16 protein-coding genes are annotated in these 16,138 nt (G+C 72.8%); 7 read left to right on the top strand and 9 right to left on the bottom strand.

The window, feature by feature from the left end; all coding sequences use genetic code 11:
* The first annotated feature begins 17 nt into the window (after positions 1–17).
* The gene (locus AC5L3Z_RS11910; protein WP_494841593.1) at positions 18–563 is read left to right on the top strand and encodes a DoxX family protein; all 546 of its coding nucleotides are present in this window, start codon (positions 18–20) and stop codon (positions 561–563) included.
* 204 nt (positions 564–767) lie between these two features.
* The gene (locus AC5L3Z_RS11905; RefSeq protein ID WP_494841592.1) at positions 768–2,213 is read left to right on the top strand and encodes a glycosyltransferase 87 family protein; all 1,446 of its coding nucleotides are present in this window, start codon (positions 768–770) and stop codon (positions 2,211–2,213) included.
* 50 nt (positions 2,214–2,263) lie between these two features.
* On the opposite strand, the gene AC5L3Z_RS11900 is transcribed toward AC5L3Z_RS11905, so the two are convergent.
* From AC5L3Z_RS11900 to moaC, 4 genes are all read right to left on the bottom strand, one after another.
* Positions 2,264–2,689, bottom strand: a complete 426-nt coding sequence (locus AC5L3Z_RS11900) for a molybdenum cofactor biosynthesis protein MoaE (protein ID WP_334527974.1) — start codon at positions 2,687–2,689, stop codon at positions 2,264–2,266.
* Positions 2,686–3,942, bottom strand: coding sequence for a molybdopterin molybdotransferase MoeA (locus tag AC5L3Z_RS11895; protein ID WP_494841591.1), 1,257 nt, complete (start codon positions 3,940–3,942; stop codon positions 2,686–2,688). Before AC5L3Z_RS11895 ends, AC5L3Z_RS11900 begins: the two co-directional genes overlap by 4 nt.
* 82 nt (positions 3,943–4,024) lie before the next feature.
* Positions 4,025–4,495: a MogA/MoaB family molybdenum cofactor biosynthesis protein gene (locus AC5L3Z_RS11890; RefSeq protein WP_494841590.1), complete on the bottom strand. Its 471-nt coding sequence runs from the start codon at positions 4,493–4,495 to the stop codon at positions 4,025–4,027.
* Positions 4,492–4,983, bottom strand: a complete 492-nt coding sequence (gene moaC, locus AC5L3Z_RS11885) for a cyclic pyranopterin monophosphate synthase MoaC (RefSeq protein WP_494841589.1) — start codon at positions 4,981–4,983, stop codon at positions 4,492–4,494. The genes AC5L3Z_RS11890 and moaC overlap by 4 nt, the downstream gene beginning before the upstream one ends.
* Before the next feature lie 787 nt (positions 4,984–5,770).
* Here moaC and AC5L3Z_RS11880 point away from each other — a divergent pair.
* Genes AC5L3Z_RS11880 through AC5L3Z_RS11865 form a run of 4 tightly spaced genes read left to right on the top strand, consistent with a single transcriptional unit; the run spans position 5,771 to position 10,665 of the window.
* Positions 5,771–8,302, top strand: coding sequence for a putative bifunctional diguanylate cyclase/phosphodiesterase (locus AC5L3Z_RS11880; protein ID WP_494841588.1), 2,532 nt, complete (start codon positions 5,771–5,773; stop codon positions 8,300–8,302).
* On the top strand, positions 8,299–9,597 hold the full coding sequence (locus AC5L3Z_RS11875) for a glycosyltransferase 87 family protein (protein ID WP_494841587.1): 1,299 nt from the start codon (positions 8,299–8,301) through the stop codon (positions 9,595–9,597). Before AC5L3Z_RS11880 ends, AC5L3Z_RS11875 begins: the two co-directional genes overlap by 4 nt.
* Before the next feature lie 10 nt (positions 9,598–9,607).
* On the top strand, positions 9,608–10,240 hold the full coding sequence (locus AC5L3Z_RS11870; protein ID WP_494841586.1) for a phosphoribosyltransferase: 633 nt from the start codon (positions 9,608–9,610) through the stop codon (positions 10,238–10,240).
* A 29-nt stretch (positions 10,241–10,269) separates the two neighbouring features.
* Entirely contained in the window at positions 10,270–10,665 is a 396-nt protein-coding gene (locus AC5L3Z_RS11865; protein ID WP_494841585.1) for a TFIIB-type zinc ribbon-containing protein, read from the top strand.
* Between the two features lie 219 nt (positions 10,666–10,884).
* On the opposite strand, the gene dnaB is transcribed toward AC5L3Z_RS11865, so the two are convergent.
* Positions 10,885–12,291: a replicative DNA helicase gene (gene dnaB / locus AC5L3Z_RS11860; protein ID WP_334527952.1), complete on the bottom strand. Its 1,407-nt coding sequence runs from the start codon at positions 12,289–12,291 to the stop codon at positions 10,885–10,887.
* A 394-nt stretch (positions 12,292–12,685) separates the two neighbouring features.
* On the opposite strand from dnaB, the gene AC5L3Z_RS11855 reads away from it, so the two are divergent.
* Positions 12,686–14,245 (top strand): hypothetical protein, encoded by a 1,560-nt coding sequence (locus AC5L3Z_RS11855; protein WP_494841584.1) that lies wholly within the window; start codon positions 12,686–12,688, stop codon positions 14,243–14,245.
* A gap of 133 nt (positions 14,246–14,378) precedes the next feature.
* On the opposite strand, the gene rplI is transcribed toward AC5L3Z_RS11855, so the two are convergent.
* The 4 genes from rplI to rpsF all read right to left on the bottom strand — a co-directional run bounded on the left by rplI (position 14,379) and on the right by rpsF (position 16,028).
* Complete coding sequence (gene rplI, locus AC5L3Z_RS11850) at positions 14,379–14,825, bottom strand: 50S ribosomal protein L9 (protein WP_494841583.1); 447 nt, start codon at positions 14,823–14,825, stop codon at positions 14,379–14,381.
* A 14-nt stretch (positions 14,826–14,839) separates the two neighbouring features.
* On the bottom strand, positions 14,840–15,079 hold the full coding sequence (gene rpsR / locus AC5L3Z_RS11845; RefSeq protein ID WP_007073789.1) for a 30S ribosomal protein S18: 240 nt from the start codon (positions 15,077–15,079) through the stop codon (positions 14,840–14,842).
* 41 nt (positions 15,080–15,120) lie between these two features.
* On the bottom strand, positions 15,121–15,657 hold the full coding sequence (locus AC5L3Z_RS11840; RefSeq protein WP_179802407.1) for a single-stranded DNA-binding protein: 537 nt from the start codon (positions 15,655–15,657) through the stop codon (positions 15,121–15,123).
* A gap of 80 nt (positions 15,658–15,737) precedes the next feature.
* Complete coding sequence (gene rpsF, locus AC5L3Z_RS11835; protein ID WP_120328341.1) at positions 15,738–16,028, bottom strand: 30S ribosomal protein S6; 291 nt, start codon at positions 16,026–16,028, stop codon at positions 15,738–15,740.
* Positions 16,029–16,138 lie beyond the last annotated feature (110 nt).

Here is a 16,138-nt window from a genome sequence, read left to right as displayed (position 1 = left end):
CGGGGTATGACTGATCCATGAAACCCGTGCGCTCCCTCGCCCGTGTCATGTTGAGCGGCATCTTCGTGGTCAGCGGCGCCCGCAACCTTCAGAACCCCCGGCGGCTGGTGCCGGCCGCCACCCCGGTCACCGATCGGGTCGCTCCGATGATCAAGCGGGCCGCCCCCCAGCTGCCCACCGACACCGAGACGCTGATCCGGTGCAACTCGGCCGTCCAGCTCGCCGCCGGTCTGCTGCTGGCCACCGGCAGGCTCACCCGGCCGGCCGCGCTGGTGCTCGCCGGCACGCTGGTGCCGGCCACCGCCGCCGGACATCCCTTCTGGAAGAACGACGACCCGACGATGCGGAACAACAACCAGATCCACTTCCTGAAGAACCTCGGGCTCTTCGGTGGCCTGCTGCTCGCCGCCGCCGACACGGAGGGGAAGCCGGGCCTGCGCTGGCGGACGGGTCATCGCATCGGTCACTCTCGACGCTCGGTCCGCCGCGCGGTGCGCACCGCCCGCCGGGAGGCCCGGATCGCCGTCGTCTCGGCGTCCGCTGCCCGACGACTTCCGGGCTGACCTGCGTCAATACGGCCACCACCCCCCGCAAGGCCGCGAATTACCTGAACCACCCGACACCCGTTAACGCGGTGGAAATGTCAAAAACATGTGTGGGATCGGACACGGTCGCATAACGCGGGAGGCATCAACGTGAGGCGCCGTTCTAGGCTCCCTACCGGACCTGGACGGGTAGGACGACCTTGGTACGGGGGTGGCCACGCCATGCCGGCGACCGTCGGTAGAAGGCTGGACCGCCTCGCCCCAGTCCGTCGCGCAACGCGTGGGATCGATCGTAGGACAGTCGTACGGGTCGGCATCGTGGCCGCCGTCGCCTATGCCGCATGGCTCGCCATCGGTGCTTTCGGGCGGCCGTACAACTTCTTCGACATGAAGATCTACCACGGCGCGGTGGTGTGGTGGGCGAGCGGTCACCAGCTGTACGAGTTCATCGCGCCCACCACCACGCTGGGGTTCACCTACCCACCCTTCGCCGCCCTGGCGATGCTGCCGATGGCCTGGCTGCCGGTCGAGTCGGCCGGCTGGGTCAACGCCGCGGGCAGCATCGCCGCGCTGGCGGTCGTCCTGGCCGCCCTGCTGCGCCCCATCGTCGACCGGCTGGGCTGGCCGCTCTGGTTCACCGTCGCCATCGCCACCCCGACGGCCGTGGCGATGGAGCCGGTCCGGGAGACCCTCGGGTACGGGCAGGTCAACCTGCTCCTCTTCGCGCTGATCATGGCCGACCTGGTCGGGCTGCGCTGGCGTTCCCGCCGGGGCACCCACGGCCGCTCCACCGACGGGGCCTTCCTGCGCTTCGTTTACAGCGGCGCCTGGGCGGGCGCGGGCATCGGCCTGGCCACCGCCGTCAAGCTCACCCCCGCCCTCTTCATCGTCTATCTGCTGATCACCCGGCAGTGGCGGACCGCCGCCACCGCCGTCGGCACCACCATCGGCGTGACGATGGGGGCGTTCGCGCTGGTCGGCACGGAGTCGCGGGCCTACTTCGGGGGCGTGCTCTGGCAGACCGAACGGGTCGGCGCCGCCGACATGACCCCCAACCAGTCCCTCGCCGGGCTGCTGGCCAGGCTGTACGACTCGATCGAGACGCCCGGCCTGCTCTGGCTGTCGTTCTCCGTGCTGGTCCTGGCGCTGGGGCTGTCCCGCGCCGCCACCGCCCGGGCCGACGGCGACGAGTTGACCGCGTTCACCCTGGTCGGGCTCACCGCCAACGTGATCAGCCCGATCTCCTGGTCGCACCACCTGGTCTGGGTCATCCCGGCGATCATCGTGCTCGCCGACGCCGCGGTACGCCGCCGCGAGGCGAGCCGGGGCCTCAGCCTGCGGGCCGGACAGGGCAGCCCGTTCGGCGGCCCGCCCGGGGTCAACGGCCTGCGCCCGCCGATCTGGTACCCGACGCTGACCGGGCTGCGGCACGGCGTCGCCGCGATCGGGCTCTACCTGCTCTTCGTGGTCTCACCCATCTGGCCGTACGAGCACCAGCTTCCCGAGGTGTCGCACTACCAGGACGGTCTCTTCGGCGCCCTGATGGAGAACTCGCTGGCGCTGGCGCTGATCGTGCTGGTCGCCGCGCTGCCCTGGCGGCCCGGGGCCGAGCCCGCCTTCTACACCGACCGGCCGGCCCGCACCGCCGTCGCGACCGGCCGCCGCTGACCGCCGGGCCGGGCCACCGATCGCGGGGCCCGGCCGCCCGACGACGACCGTCAGGGGCAGTTCACCCACTCCTCGGTCCCGTCGGCGAAGACCTGCCGCTTCCAGATGGGCAGCCGGGCCTTCGCCTCGTCGACCAGCCGGGCGCAGGCCGCGAACGCCGCCGCGCGGTGCGCGGTGCTGACCGCCGCGACGAGAGCCACGTCGCCGATGTCGAGCCGGCCGATCCGGTGGGAGACCGCCACCGCGTACACGTCGGGGTCGGCGGCGACCTCGGCGGCGACCTCGCGGAGCACGTCGGCGGCGCTCGGGTGGCCCTCGTACTCCAGCAGGGTGACCGGCCGGCCGTGGTCGTGGTCGCGGACCACGCCCTGGAAGGAGACGACCGCGCCGGCCCGGCGGTCGGCGACCGCCGCCTCGTGCGCGGCGAGGTCCAGCGGTTCGTCCGTCACCGCGAGCACGGTCACCGCCGCGGTCACCACGACCGCTCCCCGGGCAGCAGGGGCAGCGGTACGACCGGCACCCGGGCCCCGACCTCGCCCGTGGTGCCGGGACGGATCACCGCGAAGCCGTCCGCCCCGGCCAGCCCGCGCAGCATGGCGGAGCCGACGTGCCGGACCGGGTGGGCGGTGCCGGCGGCCCGGTCCAGCCGGACCAGCGCCAGGTGGGTGTGGTCGCCCCGGCCGGCCACCGGCTCGGCGAGGGTGGCGTGCGGCAGCACCGGCATCGGCCGACCCTGCAACCCGGCGAGCAGCGGCGCGACCAACGACACCAGCGCGACGATCGCGGACTGCGGGTTGCCCGGCAGCCCGGCCACGAAGCGGACCCGCCCGTCGGCGCCGGCCAGCCGGGCCAGCAGCATCGGGAAGCCGGGGCGGACCGCGACCGTGTTGACCACGTAGTCGGCGCCGAGCGCCTCCAGCGTCGGGTGCAGGTGGTCGACCGGCCCGTGCATCGTCCCGCCGGTGGTGCAGACCAGGTCGGCGGTGGCCAACGCGGCGCGCAGCGCCGCCACGTGGGCGGGCAGGGTGTCGGCCACCGGGCCGACCACGTCGGAGGAGCGCACCTGGCAGCCGTACCGGCGCAGCCAGGCGGGGACGGCGGGGCCGAGCGCGTCGCGGACCCGGCCGGCGCCGGGCGGGCCCGCGGTCAGCAGCTCGTCACCGAAGACCAGCAGCGCGGCCCGGGGCTGCCGGCGGACCCGCAGCTGGTCGTGCCCGCAGGAGGCGGCCAGGCCGATCAGCGCCGGGTCGACCGGGGTGCCGGCGGGGAGCAGTTCCTCACCCGCGTCCGCCTCCTCGCCGGGCTGCCGCCACTCCGGCGTGGCCCGGGGCGTGCCGGCGACCCGCCCGTCGGCGGTACGGCTCGACTCCTCGATCCGCAGCACGGCGGTGGTGCCCTCGGGGACCATCGCCCCGGTGGCGATCTCGACGGTCGTCCCGTCGGCGGTCAACGGTGCCGGGGTGTTGCCGGCCAGCACCCGACCGACCACGTCCCACGGCCCGGCGCCGCGCACCGCCCAGCCGTCCACGCTGGAGGTGGGGAAGGCGGGCAGGTCGGTCCGGGTGGTCAGCGGCTCGGCGAGGGTGTGCCCGTCGCTGTCGGCGAGCGCCCGCCGGACCGCGGGGAGCGCGGCGGCGAGGCCGACGGCGTACACCCGGGAGCGGGCCTCCTCCCAACCGGCCGGCGGTGGCGCGGCGACCTGCGCCGGGGCGGCGGTTTCCGTGCTCACCGGGCTGACCCTCCGTCCGTACCGCGCGCCGGCGGGTCCGCGCGCTCACCGGCGAGCCTATCGCCGCGCGCGGGCCGCGTGGTCAGTGGTCGCCGCCCCGCAACTGGTCGATGGCGTGGACCAGGATCGGGCCGAGCACGGCCAGGCCGTCCTTCGCCCCGCCTCTGGACCCGGGCAGGTTGACCACCAGCGTCCGGCCCGCCACGCCGGCGAGCCCCCGGGACAGGGCGGAGGTGGGAACCCGTTCGCGGCTGTGCGCCCGGATCGCCTCGGCGATGCCGGGGATCTCGTAGTCGAGCAGCGCGCGGGTCACGTCCGGGGTCCGGTCGGTGGGGGTGATGCCGGTGCCGCCGCTGGTGAGCACCACGTCCACCCCGTCGGCCAGGGCGGCGCGCAGGGCCTCGCCGACCGGCTCGCCGTCGCCGACCACCACCGGCTCGTCGACGGCGCAGCCCAGGTCGCGCAGGCCGGCCACGAGCAGCGGGCCGCTGGTGTCGGCGTAGACCCCGGCGGCGGCCCGGTTGGAGGCCACCACCACCCGCGCCCGGATCACGGCCGGTCCTCCGGCCGCACCCACTCGCCGGTCTTGCCGCCGGACTTGCGGAGCACCCGGACCGCCTCGACCGAGGCGGCCGGGTCGACGGCCTTGACCATGTCGACCAGGGCCAGCCCGGCCACCGCCACCGCGGTCAGCGCCTCCATCTCGACGCCGGTCCGGTCCGCGGTCCGCGCGGTCGCGGTGATCTCGACGGTGTCGTCGGTGGGTCGGAGGTCGACCGTGACGCCGTGGAGTGCGATCGGATGGCAGAGAGGGATCAGGTCGGGGGTGCGTTTGGCGCCCATGATGCCGGCGAGCCGCCCGACCGCCAGCGCGTCGCCCTTGGGCAGACCGTCCCGGCGCAGCAGCTCGATCACCTCGCCGGTGGTGCGCAGCCGGCCGGCGGCGACGGCGAGCCGGCCGGTGACGGGCTTGGCGGAGACGTCGACCATGCGGGCCGCGCCGGCCGCGTCGACGTGGGTGAGCTGCGGGCTGTCGGTCACGGTCGGGAGCCTATCCGTCGGGTACGACCCGAAGGGGCGACCCGGTGGGAGAAAGAGCCGCCAGGCGATGCTCCCGCCCTCAGCGAACCGACCGGACCTGATGTTGTCGGCACGATGTGTGCCAGCGCATTTGGCGGGTTGCGAGTGGGCAGCCGGAATCGGTCGTCATGACTGACGTCGATGCACGGAGAGATTCTCGCGGCGCTAAGCGCGACGCCGAGATTCGGCCAGACAAGTGGCAGCGCATTGCGCTCGGCTTGGCTCCGGTGCGCAGTTCCCCACCCGAACCCAGAGCACGCCCCAAGGCTGTCCACCGAGGCCGGGATTAGCCGCAGCTACTGCCAAACGGCTGCATAAGCATTGATATCGCCTAGGTATCCAAGGACATCGGAGAGCAACGGAACTTTTCCTTTCCGTCAACCGCCGGGATGCCAGCCTCACTCCGGTACCAATCGAGGAGAGACGCCGGCACACAACGCTTCCATAATCACGAGAGGAGGTCACATACAAGCGTTCGGTCTTCATTCAAAGACGCTGGGTAACAGACCGTGGGCGCATTGACGTATTCTGCGCATATGGACACATAACCATGCTAACCCGTCGCAACGCCCATAAGCTTGGCCCGTCCACAGGTGCGGAGGTAAATCCACTCCGCACGTTCCTCACGGAAGGCGAAGCCAATGCGCGGCCACGACTGGTTGTGATCAGACACTTTCGGCCCCGCTGAACGGGCCGTAAAGTACCGGGACACGCACCGCTACGAATCACCGCGGTGGAGGCACAGAACGTGACTCGGGTCATCGCACGCGACAATGAGACCGATCGGCGGCTGTTGCTGCTTGTCGGTCTCGTCGTGTCTGCCGCCGCGGTCGCCGTCCTGGTCAGCCTGCGAGTCATTCAACTCCAGGGGCTGACCACCCCGCGCGACCTCATGCTGGCCGCCTCCCTGACGTTCCTCGTGGCGGTCGGCACCACCGTCAACGTGCGGATCCGGATCAGGGCCACCAACCACGGCGTTTCCTGGACCGAGGTCGCCACCGTGATCGGCCTGGCCGTCGCCCCGGCCCCCTGGGTCATCATCGCCGCCGGCCTGGGCGTCGGGATCGCCCGGGTGATCGCCCGTCTCTCCCCGGTCAAGCTGGCCTTCGGCGTGGCGAAGGAAGCGCTCCTCGCCGCAGCGGGCGGCACCGTGCTCGCCCTGGCCGGATGGACCTGGCCGTGGGTCACACCGGTCGGCCACGCGCTTCCCACACTCGTCGCCGCGTACCTGACGGTGGTCCTCCTCGACGAGATCCTCACCTTCCCCGTCATCGCCCTGGCCACGCACACCCCCGTGGCCGCCCTCTTCCGTGAGCACGTCGACCTGCGACTGGCCAGCTTCGTCGCCCGCTTCGTCGTGATCCTGTCGACCCTGCTGATCCTGAAGAACAACCCCAGCTTCCTGATCGTCGTCCCCCCGCTCGTCCTCAGCCTCCACCTGGCCTACTCGGGCCGGGTCCGCAGCCGAGCGGAACAGGATGCCTGGCAGCGCCTCGCCCGCACCACCGACGCGCTCAACGTGGTCGACCTCGACAAGGTCCTCACCACCGCGGTCGTCCAGGCCGCGGAGCTCTTCTCGGCCGACGAGGTCGAGGTCGAGCTGCGCGACGGCGGCCGCACGGTCCGCGGCGCCGGCGGCACCGTCACGTACGACGGACCGGCCGGCGAACCCAGCACGGTCGACGGGGCGGTGGTGCCCACCCGGCTCGAGGGTCACGACGGCACCGCCGACGTCGGAGAGCTGCGGCTGCGCTTCCGCGGCCCGGTCCGGCTCTCCGAGCGGGAGCAGTACACGCTGCGCACCTTCGCCTCGGCGCTGTGCACCGCGGTCCGCAACGCCCAGGCGTACGCCGAGCTGGCCCGGGTGGCCGACGAACACGCGCACGCCGCCACCCACGACCCGCTGACCGGGCTCGCCAACCGCCGGCACCTCCTGGAGAGCGGCACCGAGCAGCTCGGCAACCGGCACGCCGAGGGCGTCACCGCGCTCGTGCTCATCGACCTCAACCACTTCAAGGAGGTCAACGACACGCTCGGTCACGCCGCCGGGGACCAGGTGCTGACGCAGGTCGCCGACCGGCTCGCGGCCGTCGCCCGGCCCGAGGACCTGGTGGCCCGGCTCGGCGGCGACGAGTTCGCCGTGCTGCTGCGCGGGCTGCCCGCCCCGGCGGTCGCCGCCCACCGGGCCGAGGCACTGATCGGCGCACTGCACGAACCCCTCGAAGTGGACGGCATGCGGATCAGCGTGGAGGCCAGCGGCGGCATCGCCGTGGCCCCGGCCAGCGGCGGCATGCCCGAGCTGCTGCGCCGCGCCGACGTGGCCATGTACCAGGCGAAGCGGGCCGGCCAGCGGATCACCACGTACGCCCCCGCCCGGGACACCGCCGACCTCGGCCGGCTCACCCTCGGCGGCGAGTTGCCCCGCGCGGTGGCCGACCACGAGTTCACCGTCAACTTCCAACCCATCGTCGACCTGGGCAGCGGCCGGGTGACCGGGGCGGAGGCCCTGGCCCGCTGGCACCACCCCACCCACGGCGTGATCGACCCGCTGCGCTTCCTGGAGGCGGTCGAACGCTCCGGGCTGCTGCCGGCGTTCGCCGAGGCGATCCTCGACCAGGCGCTCATAGCGGCCGGCAGTTGGCGGGCCGCCGGCTTCGACCTGCCGGTGTCGGTGAACGTCTCCCCGCGCAGCCTCCTCGACGCCCGCTTCCCCGGCGCCGTGCTGGCCCGGCTGCGGGCGCACGACCTCCCCCCGGACCGGCTGGTGCTGGAGCTGACCGAGACGCTGACCCTGAGCCAGCTCGACGTGGTGGACCGGGTGCTCAGCCGCCTGCGGGACTCCGGCGTACGCCTCGCCCTGGACGACTTCGGCACCGGCTACTCCTCGCTCTCCCTGCTCTCCCGCATCCCCGTCCACGAACTGAAGATCGACCGAAGCTTCGTCACCGCCATGGACAGCTCGGCGGAAGCCGCCGCCGTCATCCGCTCCACTCTCGACCTGGGCCGCAGCCTCGACCTGGCGGTGGTGGCCGAGGGGGTGGAGAGCGAGCCGCAACGCCGCGCGCTCTGGGAGCTGGGCTGCGCCAGCGGGCAGGGGCACCTCTTCGCCCGGCCACTGCCCGCCGGCACCCTCCTCGCCACCCTCCAGCGCGGCTCCGGCGGACACCCCGGCATCCTCGTTCCGCCGCTGCACGACACCGGCGCGGTGATCCGCCTCGCCCCCGGCCGCCGCCAGCCGGGACGGAGCCGTCCCACCGGTCTGCCACACTTGCCGGCGTGACCGCCGCCCACCGAGCCGCCCGCGCCTGGCGGGCCGCGGACTCCGCCGTCGGCGGCCTCCCCCTCGACCTCGGCCTCTACGCCGTCTCCGCCGCGTTCGCCGCGATCACCGCCGTCACCTCCACATTGCCACCGCACCGGGCCTGGGGAAGCGTCGCCGCCGTCGGCTACCTGCTCGCCGCCCTCGCGGTGGCCGGTCAACTGCTCGGCCGGCACCGCTGGCCCGCCGCCGCCACGGTGCGGGCGCGGGCGGCGGTCACCGGGTTCGCCTGGGCGACGACCGCCCTGCTGCCCCTGGTGCTCCAGGCCGTGCAGCGGGCGTCGGGGCGTACCGACCGGGCGCAGGAGGAGGTGGTGGTGGTCGAGGACGCCGGCATCCGACTGGCCGACCAGGGCACCCCCTACCTGAGCCACGACGCCATCGCCGCGCTCCCCGCCGACGAGCGGCTGCTCGGCTACACCCCGTACCAGCCGGGGATGGCGCTGTTCGGGCTGCCCCGGGCCGCCGCCGACGCCTGGTGGACCGACTCCCGCATCTGGTTCGCGCTGGTCACCGCGCTGGTGCTGGCCCTCGCGGTGGCCACCCTGCGCGGGTCGGCTCGCCCCGGCGCCGGCCGACCGACCGGTGCGGTGCTGCGGGGCGTACAGGCCGCCACCGTGCTGCCGGTCTGCGCGCTCACCCTCGCCACCGGCGGCGACGACCTCCCCGTACTCGCGCTCTGCCTGCTGGCGCTGGCGTTCGCCGCCGCCGACCGACCCGGCGCGGCCGGCGTGGCGGTCGGGCTCGCCGGCGCGCTGAAGCTCTTCGCCTGGCCGGTCGCCCTGGTGCTGCTCTTCTGGGCGGTCACCCGCCGGGCCGCCGGCCGGTTCGCCCTCGGCGCGCTGGGCCTGCCGCTGGCCGCGCTGGTCCCGGCCCTGCTGGTCGACCGGGCCGCCCTGGTGGAGAACGTGCTGCGCTTCCCGCTCGGCCACGGCCTGGTGACCAGCCCCGCCCAGTCGCCGTTCCCCGGTCACCTGATCGCGACCGCGCTGCCGGCCGGCCGGGTCGTCGCCGCCGCGCTGCTCGTCGCGGCCGGGGCGGCGATCGCCGTCCGGCTGCTGCGCCGACCGCCCGGCACGGCCGCCGCCACCGCCCTGGTCTGCGGGTACGGGCTGCTCGCCGCGATCCTGCTGATGCCCTCGACCCGCTTCGGGTACCTGCTCTACCCGCTCGCCCTGCTGGTCTGGGCCCCCGCACTCCGACGACCTGAGCCGGTTTCGGCGGAGTCGCGGACGAAGGCCCTCTCCAGGGCGTAGACCTGGAGACATGACCACCTACCGCGATCGCGAGGAGGCCGGGCGGCAGCTCGCCGACCGGCTCACCGGACTCGTCGGACAGCCGGACGTCATCGTGCTGGGGCTGGTCCGGGGCGGGGTACCCGTGGCGCGGGTGGTCGCCGACCGGATCGGCGCCCCGCTGGACGTCCTCGTCGTCCGCAAGCTGGGCATGCCCTGGGCCCCCGAGGTCGCCTTCGGCGCGCTCGGGCCCGGCGGCGTACGCGTCCTCAACGACCTCGTCGCGGCCCGGCTCGGCCCCGAGGAGGTCGCCGAGGTGCAGCGCCGCGAACAGGCCGAACTGGAGCGCCGGGAGGCCCGCTACCGGGCCGGCCGTCCACCGCTGGACCTCACCGGGCGGACCGCGGTGATCGTCGACGACGGGCTCGCCACCGGCGCCACCGCCCGCGCCGCCGTCCAGGTCGCCCGCCACCTCGGCGCCCACCGGGTCGTGGTGGCCGTGCCGGTGGGCTCGCAGGAGGCGTACGAGATGCTGGCCGCGGAGGCCGACCAGGTGATCTGCGCGCAACGCCCACCGGAGTTCGGCGCGGTGGGGGCCTACTACGACGACTTCCACGAGGTTTCCGACTCGGAGGTGACCGAGACGTTGATCGCCACTGCGTGACGTTCGCCTCGACCGGGTACCGTCGAGCGATGCAGCTCACCTGTCCCAAGTGTCACGGAGACATGCGCCAGTACGAGCGCAGCGGAGTCGTCGTCGACCAGTGCACCGAGTGTCGGGGGATCTTCCTCGACCGCGGCGAACTCGAGAAGCTGTTCGAGGCCGAGGCCAACTGGAGCCAGCAGCACGCCGGTTCCACCCCCGCCCAGCAGCAGGCCCACCCCCAGAGTGGGTACGCCCCGCCGCCGCCCGCGCCCCAGCCGGGCTACGGCTCGGCGCCCCCGCCGCCCGCCCACAGCTACCCGCCGCAGCCCGCCTACGGCGGCCACGGGCAGCAGCACCAGCAGCAGCACCAGCAGCACCAGGGCTACCACGGCCACTACAAGCGCAAGAAGCAGAAGAGCTTCCTCGACGAGATGTTCGGCTGAGCACCCGGCGACCGGGTCGGCCTCGCGCCGGCCCGGTCGTGCCGCTCCCGGCCCGTCGTGCCGATCGGGGCCCGCCGTGCCACGCTGCACCTCATGGCGCCCACCGGGCAGCACCTCGCGCCAGCGCAGGCCGACGACGGCATCGGCCGGGTCGTCGCCGGCCTCGGCGACGTCAGCTACTGGCGGTCGTTCCGGTCGTCGACAGGCGCGCCCGGCAGGTCAGACGATCGCCATGTCGACGAACCGGGACAGGTGCAGCTGGGCGGCCACGGTGATCGAATCTGTGGGGCCATTCCGGTGCTTCGCGACGATGAAATCCGCCTCGCCGGCCCGCGGCGACTCTTTGTCGTAGTAATCATCTCGGTGCAAAAGGATTACAACGTCAGCATCTTGCTCAATTGATCCAGATTCGCGCAAATCGGACAACTGCGGTCGCTTGTCCGTCCGCTGCTCGGGACCACGGTTCAGCTGGCTCACCGCGATCACCGGGCACTCGACCTCCTTGGCCAGCAGCTTCAGGCCCCGGGAGAGGTCGGCGACCTCCTGCTGACGGCTCTCGGTGCGCTTCGGTGAGGTCATCAGCTGGAGGTAGTCCACGACGATCATCTTGAGGTCGTGTTTCTGCTTGAGCCGGCGCGCCTTGGCCCGGATCTCCATCAGGTTCATGCTCGGGGTGTCGTCCACGAAGAGCGGCGCCTCGCTGATCTCACCCATGCAGCGGGCCAGCTTGGTCCAGTCGTCGTCGGAGAGCTGGCCGCTGCGCAGCACGTGCAGCGGCACCCGCGCCTCGGCCGAGAGCAGTCGCATGACGATCTCGACCTTGCTCATTTCCAGCGAGAAGATCGCCGCCGCCTGGTTGGCGCGGATAGCCGCATTTCGGGCAAAGTCCATACTGGCCGTTGATTTGCCCAAACCGGGCCGCCCCGCCACGATGATCAACTGGCCCGGGTGGAGGCCGTTGAGCAGCCGGTCGAGGTCGGTGAAGCCGGTCGGCACACCGGTCATCACGCCGCCCTGCGCGCCGACCGCCTCGATCTCGTCCAGGGTCGGCTGGAGCATGTCGGCCAGCACCGCGAAGTCCTCGCTGACCCGGCGCTCGGTGATCTCGTAGACCGCCTGCTGGGCGAGGTCGACCACGTCGTCCACGTCGCGGCTGCCGCCGGCAGCGGTGCCGTAGCCGAGCTGCACGATGCGGGTGCCGGCCTCGACCAGCCGGCGAAGCACCGCACGCTCGCTCACGATCCGGGCGTAGTAGGCGGCGTTCGCCGCCGTGGGCACGGCGGCCATGCAGGTGTGCAGGTAGGGGGCACCGCCGACCCGGGCGAGATCGCCGGAGTCGGCCAGGGCCGCCGCGACAGTGATCCCGTCGGCCGGCTCGCCCCGACCGTAGATGTCGAGAATCGCGTCGAAGATGGTGGCGTGCACCGGCCGGTAGAAGTCGGTCGACTTCAGGATCTCCACGACGTCGGCGATGGCGTCCTTGGAGAGCAGCATGCCGCCGATGACGCACTGCTCGGCGGCGACGTCCTGCGGCGGGGTCTTGTCGAACTGCCCGTCGCGCTGCGCGGGGGCGGGTGACTGTCCGCCGGCCCGGGGCTCCGCCCGCATGTCGTCGGTGACCGACACGGATCCCCCTCCACTGCGATCGAGTACCAGCTCTACCGGGCGGGTCTGACAACTTCCGATCGGACCGGTCCGGTCGATCGGGGGCCATCGCGCGACCGGTCGGTGCCCCACGATACGGAACCCGAGGTCAGACCCCAACCAGGCCGGTGGACGAGCCTCGGGACAACCTGTGGACGCGGGTGGACAAGCATGTGCGCAGGGTGTGCACAGCCTGTGGAAAACCGATGGGGAATTCCAGGCCGATTGCCTCTGACCTGCGGAAATGCTGTCCCCACCCTGTGGACGATTAATTTCCGGTAGGGCTGGAGGGCGGTTCTTCCCGTACTATCTGCTGCAAACGGCTACACCTGGACAGCGGATTGCACTTTCGGTTGAGAAGGGTCACGCTCCGGCCGTGAGTTACCGGGACTGGGAGCGCGGGGAGGGCAGCCCGCGTGAGCGTCAGTCGGTCGCCCCGTGGGACGACCGCGACCAGCCCGTACCGGCCGATCCGTACTCCGTCACGGATCGCCACCGCACGCCGAGCCGGCGGCGGGCGATCGAGCGCGGCCACGGTGAGCCGGTCGACGCCTACCTGCCCCGCTGGGCTGTGGAGTCGGGCATCGCGCACGCCGACGGCCGGGGCCGACACGCCGCCCCGGACGACGACGAGGACGACGACCGCCCGGTCTCCGGCGGTGGCCGGCGTGCCGAGCGCCGGCGCCGGGAGAGCGGCCGGGCCGAGGTCAGGGCGATCGGCGCCGCTCCCGAGTCCGAGCACACCCGCGAGTGGACCTTCGACCGTCCCCAGCAGGAGCAGGGGTACGTCGGCAGCCGACGCGCCGACTCGGACGAGGACGACCCGGTCTCCGCGCCGGCGCCGACGAGCCGGCCACGTCGGTCGGCATCCCGCCGTCCCCAGGTGATTTGGTCGGGCGGCGACGAGTCCGACCTGCCGGCCGCCGACCCGGAGCCGGAGCGACCGACCCGGCGGGGGCGGCGGGCCGCCGCGGATTCGCGGTCCCGGCCGGCCGTCGACCCGTGGACCCGCACGGTGGAGCCGGAGCCCGAGCCGCAGTACCGGCCGGCCGTCGATCCGTGGGACGCGTCCGGGGTGCACTCCTGGCAGAGTCCCGAGCCGGACGGCCGCTGGGAGCGGTCCGGTGCGGGGTCGCGGTGGCAGCAGGGCGACGACACCGCCCAGTGGGACCGGTTCACCGACACCGCCCAGTGGGACCGTACGGACGTCGGCCAGTGGGGCACCGGCGTCACGGCGGACCGGTGGGACCGCACCGACGGCGGGGGCGACTGGGGCCGGACCGAGCCGCCACGCTCGGCCGAGCCGGCTTCGGGTGAGGCCTGGCCCTGGTCGGAGCAGCCGGAGGGCTTCTGGTCCGGGACCCGGCTGGCCGGCGACGATCCCCGGTGGATGGATCCGCCGTCGTCGGCGCCCCGGTCGCCGGTGGTCGCCTACACCGCTCCCCGGCCGCGGATGGCGCCTCGGCGCCGGGCCGAGCCCAGCGTCGCCAGCCGTGCGGTACCGGCGTCGTCGCTGCGACAGCGGATCGATTCGGTGGGCGGCGGGACGTGGCACCGCCGCCTGGAGGACGACCTGCTCGACCCGGATCCGGGCGGCCCGCTGCGTCCGGTGGTGTACACCGCCGCCTGTTACCTGGTGCCGGCGGCGCTGGTCTTCCTCTGGCTGCTGACGCTCAGTGGTCAGGCTCCGGCCGGCTGCGTCACGGACATCAGCGGCGGTGGTTGTGACTCACCGCGGGCGCACGCCTTCGCGTCGCTGGTGGCGGGTGCGCCCCGGTTCGGGCTGGCGCTGGTCAGCAGTCTGGTGGTGGCGGTGCTGCTGCGCCGGGTGGGCACGACCTGGCGCTCGGCGACGGTGGCGTTGGCCGCGGCGGTGGTGGGTGGGGGGCTCTCCACGGTGATGATCAGCGCGGTGACCGGCCAGCCCATCGGTTGAGTCGGCGTCCGCCGCGACCCGTGGTCGCGCCGGTCCCCGCCCCGGCCGGGCGGCGAGGCAGGACGGACGTGGGACATGCGGAAGGGCCCGCACCGGAGTCCGGTGCGGGCCCTTCCGTCGTGCGTTACGGGTGTCAGCCCTGGACGACGTTGAGGTCGAACTTGGCGGCCACCTCGGGGTGCAGCTTGATCCGCACCGGGTAGGAGCCGGTCGTCTTGATGTGACCGGGCAGCTCCAGCCGACGACGGTCGAGGGCCGGGCCGCCGGCCGCCTTGACGGCGTCGACGATCTCGGCCGGGGTGACCGAGCCGAAGAGCCGGCCACCGTCACCGGCGCGGGCCTTCAGCGTGACCTTCAGACCCTCGAGCTGGTCCTTGACCTCGTTGGCGTGGCCCAGGTCGCGGATCTCACGGGCCGAGCGGGCCCGCTTGATGACCGTGACCTGCTTCTCCGCACCCTTGGTCCAGCTGATCGCGAAGCCCTGCGGCAGCAGGTAGTTACGGCCGTAGCCGTTCTTGACCTCGACGATGTCGCCGGGGGCACCGAGACCGGAAACTTCCTGAGTCAGGATGATCTTCATGTCGGTGCCTCCTCTCAGCGGGCCGTGGCGGTGTACGGCAGGAGCGCCATCTCGCGGGCGTTCTTGACCGCACGGGCGATCTGCCGCTGCTGCTGCGAGGTGACGCCGGTCACCCGCCGAGCGCGGATCTTGCCGCGGTCGGAGATGAACTTGCGCAGCAGCGCGGTGTCCTTGTAGTCGATGTAGGTGATCCCGTCCTTGTCGAGCGGGTTCACCTTCTTCTTCGGCTTGCGAAGTGCCGCAGCCTTGGCCATTGCTCGTGCTCCTGGTTTGCGATCGCGGGCGCTCGGCGCCATTAGAACGGGGGCTCCTCGTCGAAGTTTCCGCCGCCCGAACCGGAGCGCGAAGGAGACGGTGCGGCCGAAGCCCAGGGGTCGTCGAAGTTGCCTCCGCCGCCACCCTGGCCACCACCGCCACCGGAACCGAAGCCACCGCCGCCGCCACCGGAGCGCGACATCTTCTGCACCTTCGCCGTGGCGTAGCGCAGCGACGGGCCGATCTCGTCGACCTCGAGCTCGATGACGGTGCGCTTCTCACCCTCGCGGGTCTCGTACGACCGCTGGCGCAGCCGACCCGAGACGATCACGCGGGCGCCCCGCTGGAGCGACTCGGCGACGTGCTCCGCCGCCTGCCGCCACACGGTGCACGCCAGGAAGAGCGGCTCGCCGTCCTTCCACTCGCCGGAGGCCTTGTCCATGAACCGGGGCGTCGAAGCGACCCGGAACTTGGCGACCGCCGCACCGGACGGGGTGAACCGCAACTCGGGGTCATCGGTCAGATTGCCGATGACCGTGATGGTGGTGTCTCCTGCCATGACCATCTCCTCGCGCACTCATCGTTCTGCCGTACAGGCTCTCAGAACCGTGTGACAGTACCGATGAGGCTGATCCGGGCGAACCGGGATTTGAATGCTTAGCGCATCTCCGGCCGGATGACCTTGGTGCGCAGCACGGACTCGTTGAGCCGCAGCTGACGGTCCAGCTCGGCCACCGCCTCCGGCGTCGCCTGCAGGTCGATGACGGCGTAGATGCCTTCGGCCTTCTTGTTGATCTCGTACGCGAGGCGCCGGCGGCCCCACACGTCGGTCTTCTCCACCGAGCCACCCGCGGTCCGGATCACGTTCAGGTACGTGTCGAGCGACGGGGCGACGGTGCGCTCCTCGAGACTGGGGTCGAGGATCACCATTACTTCGTAATGACGCAAGACGTGCTCACCTCCTGTGGGCTTGGCGGCCACGGTCCTTCCGTGGCAGGAGGTCGTGCGTCGCTGCCCGCTCCGGCGCCGGGGGAACCCGGCCGGACGCGGACAACCGG

This window comes from Micromonospora sp. LZ37 (assembly GCF_059359015.1).
Note: the sequence above shows the minus strand (reverse complement) of the source record. Positions and strands in the feature narration are given on the sequence as shown.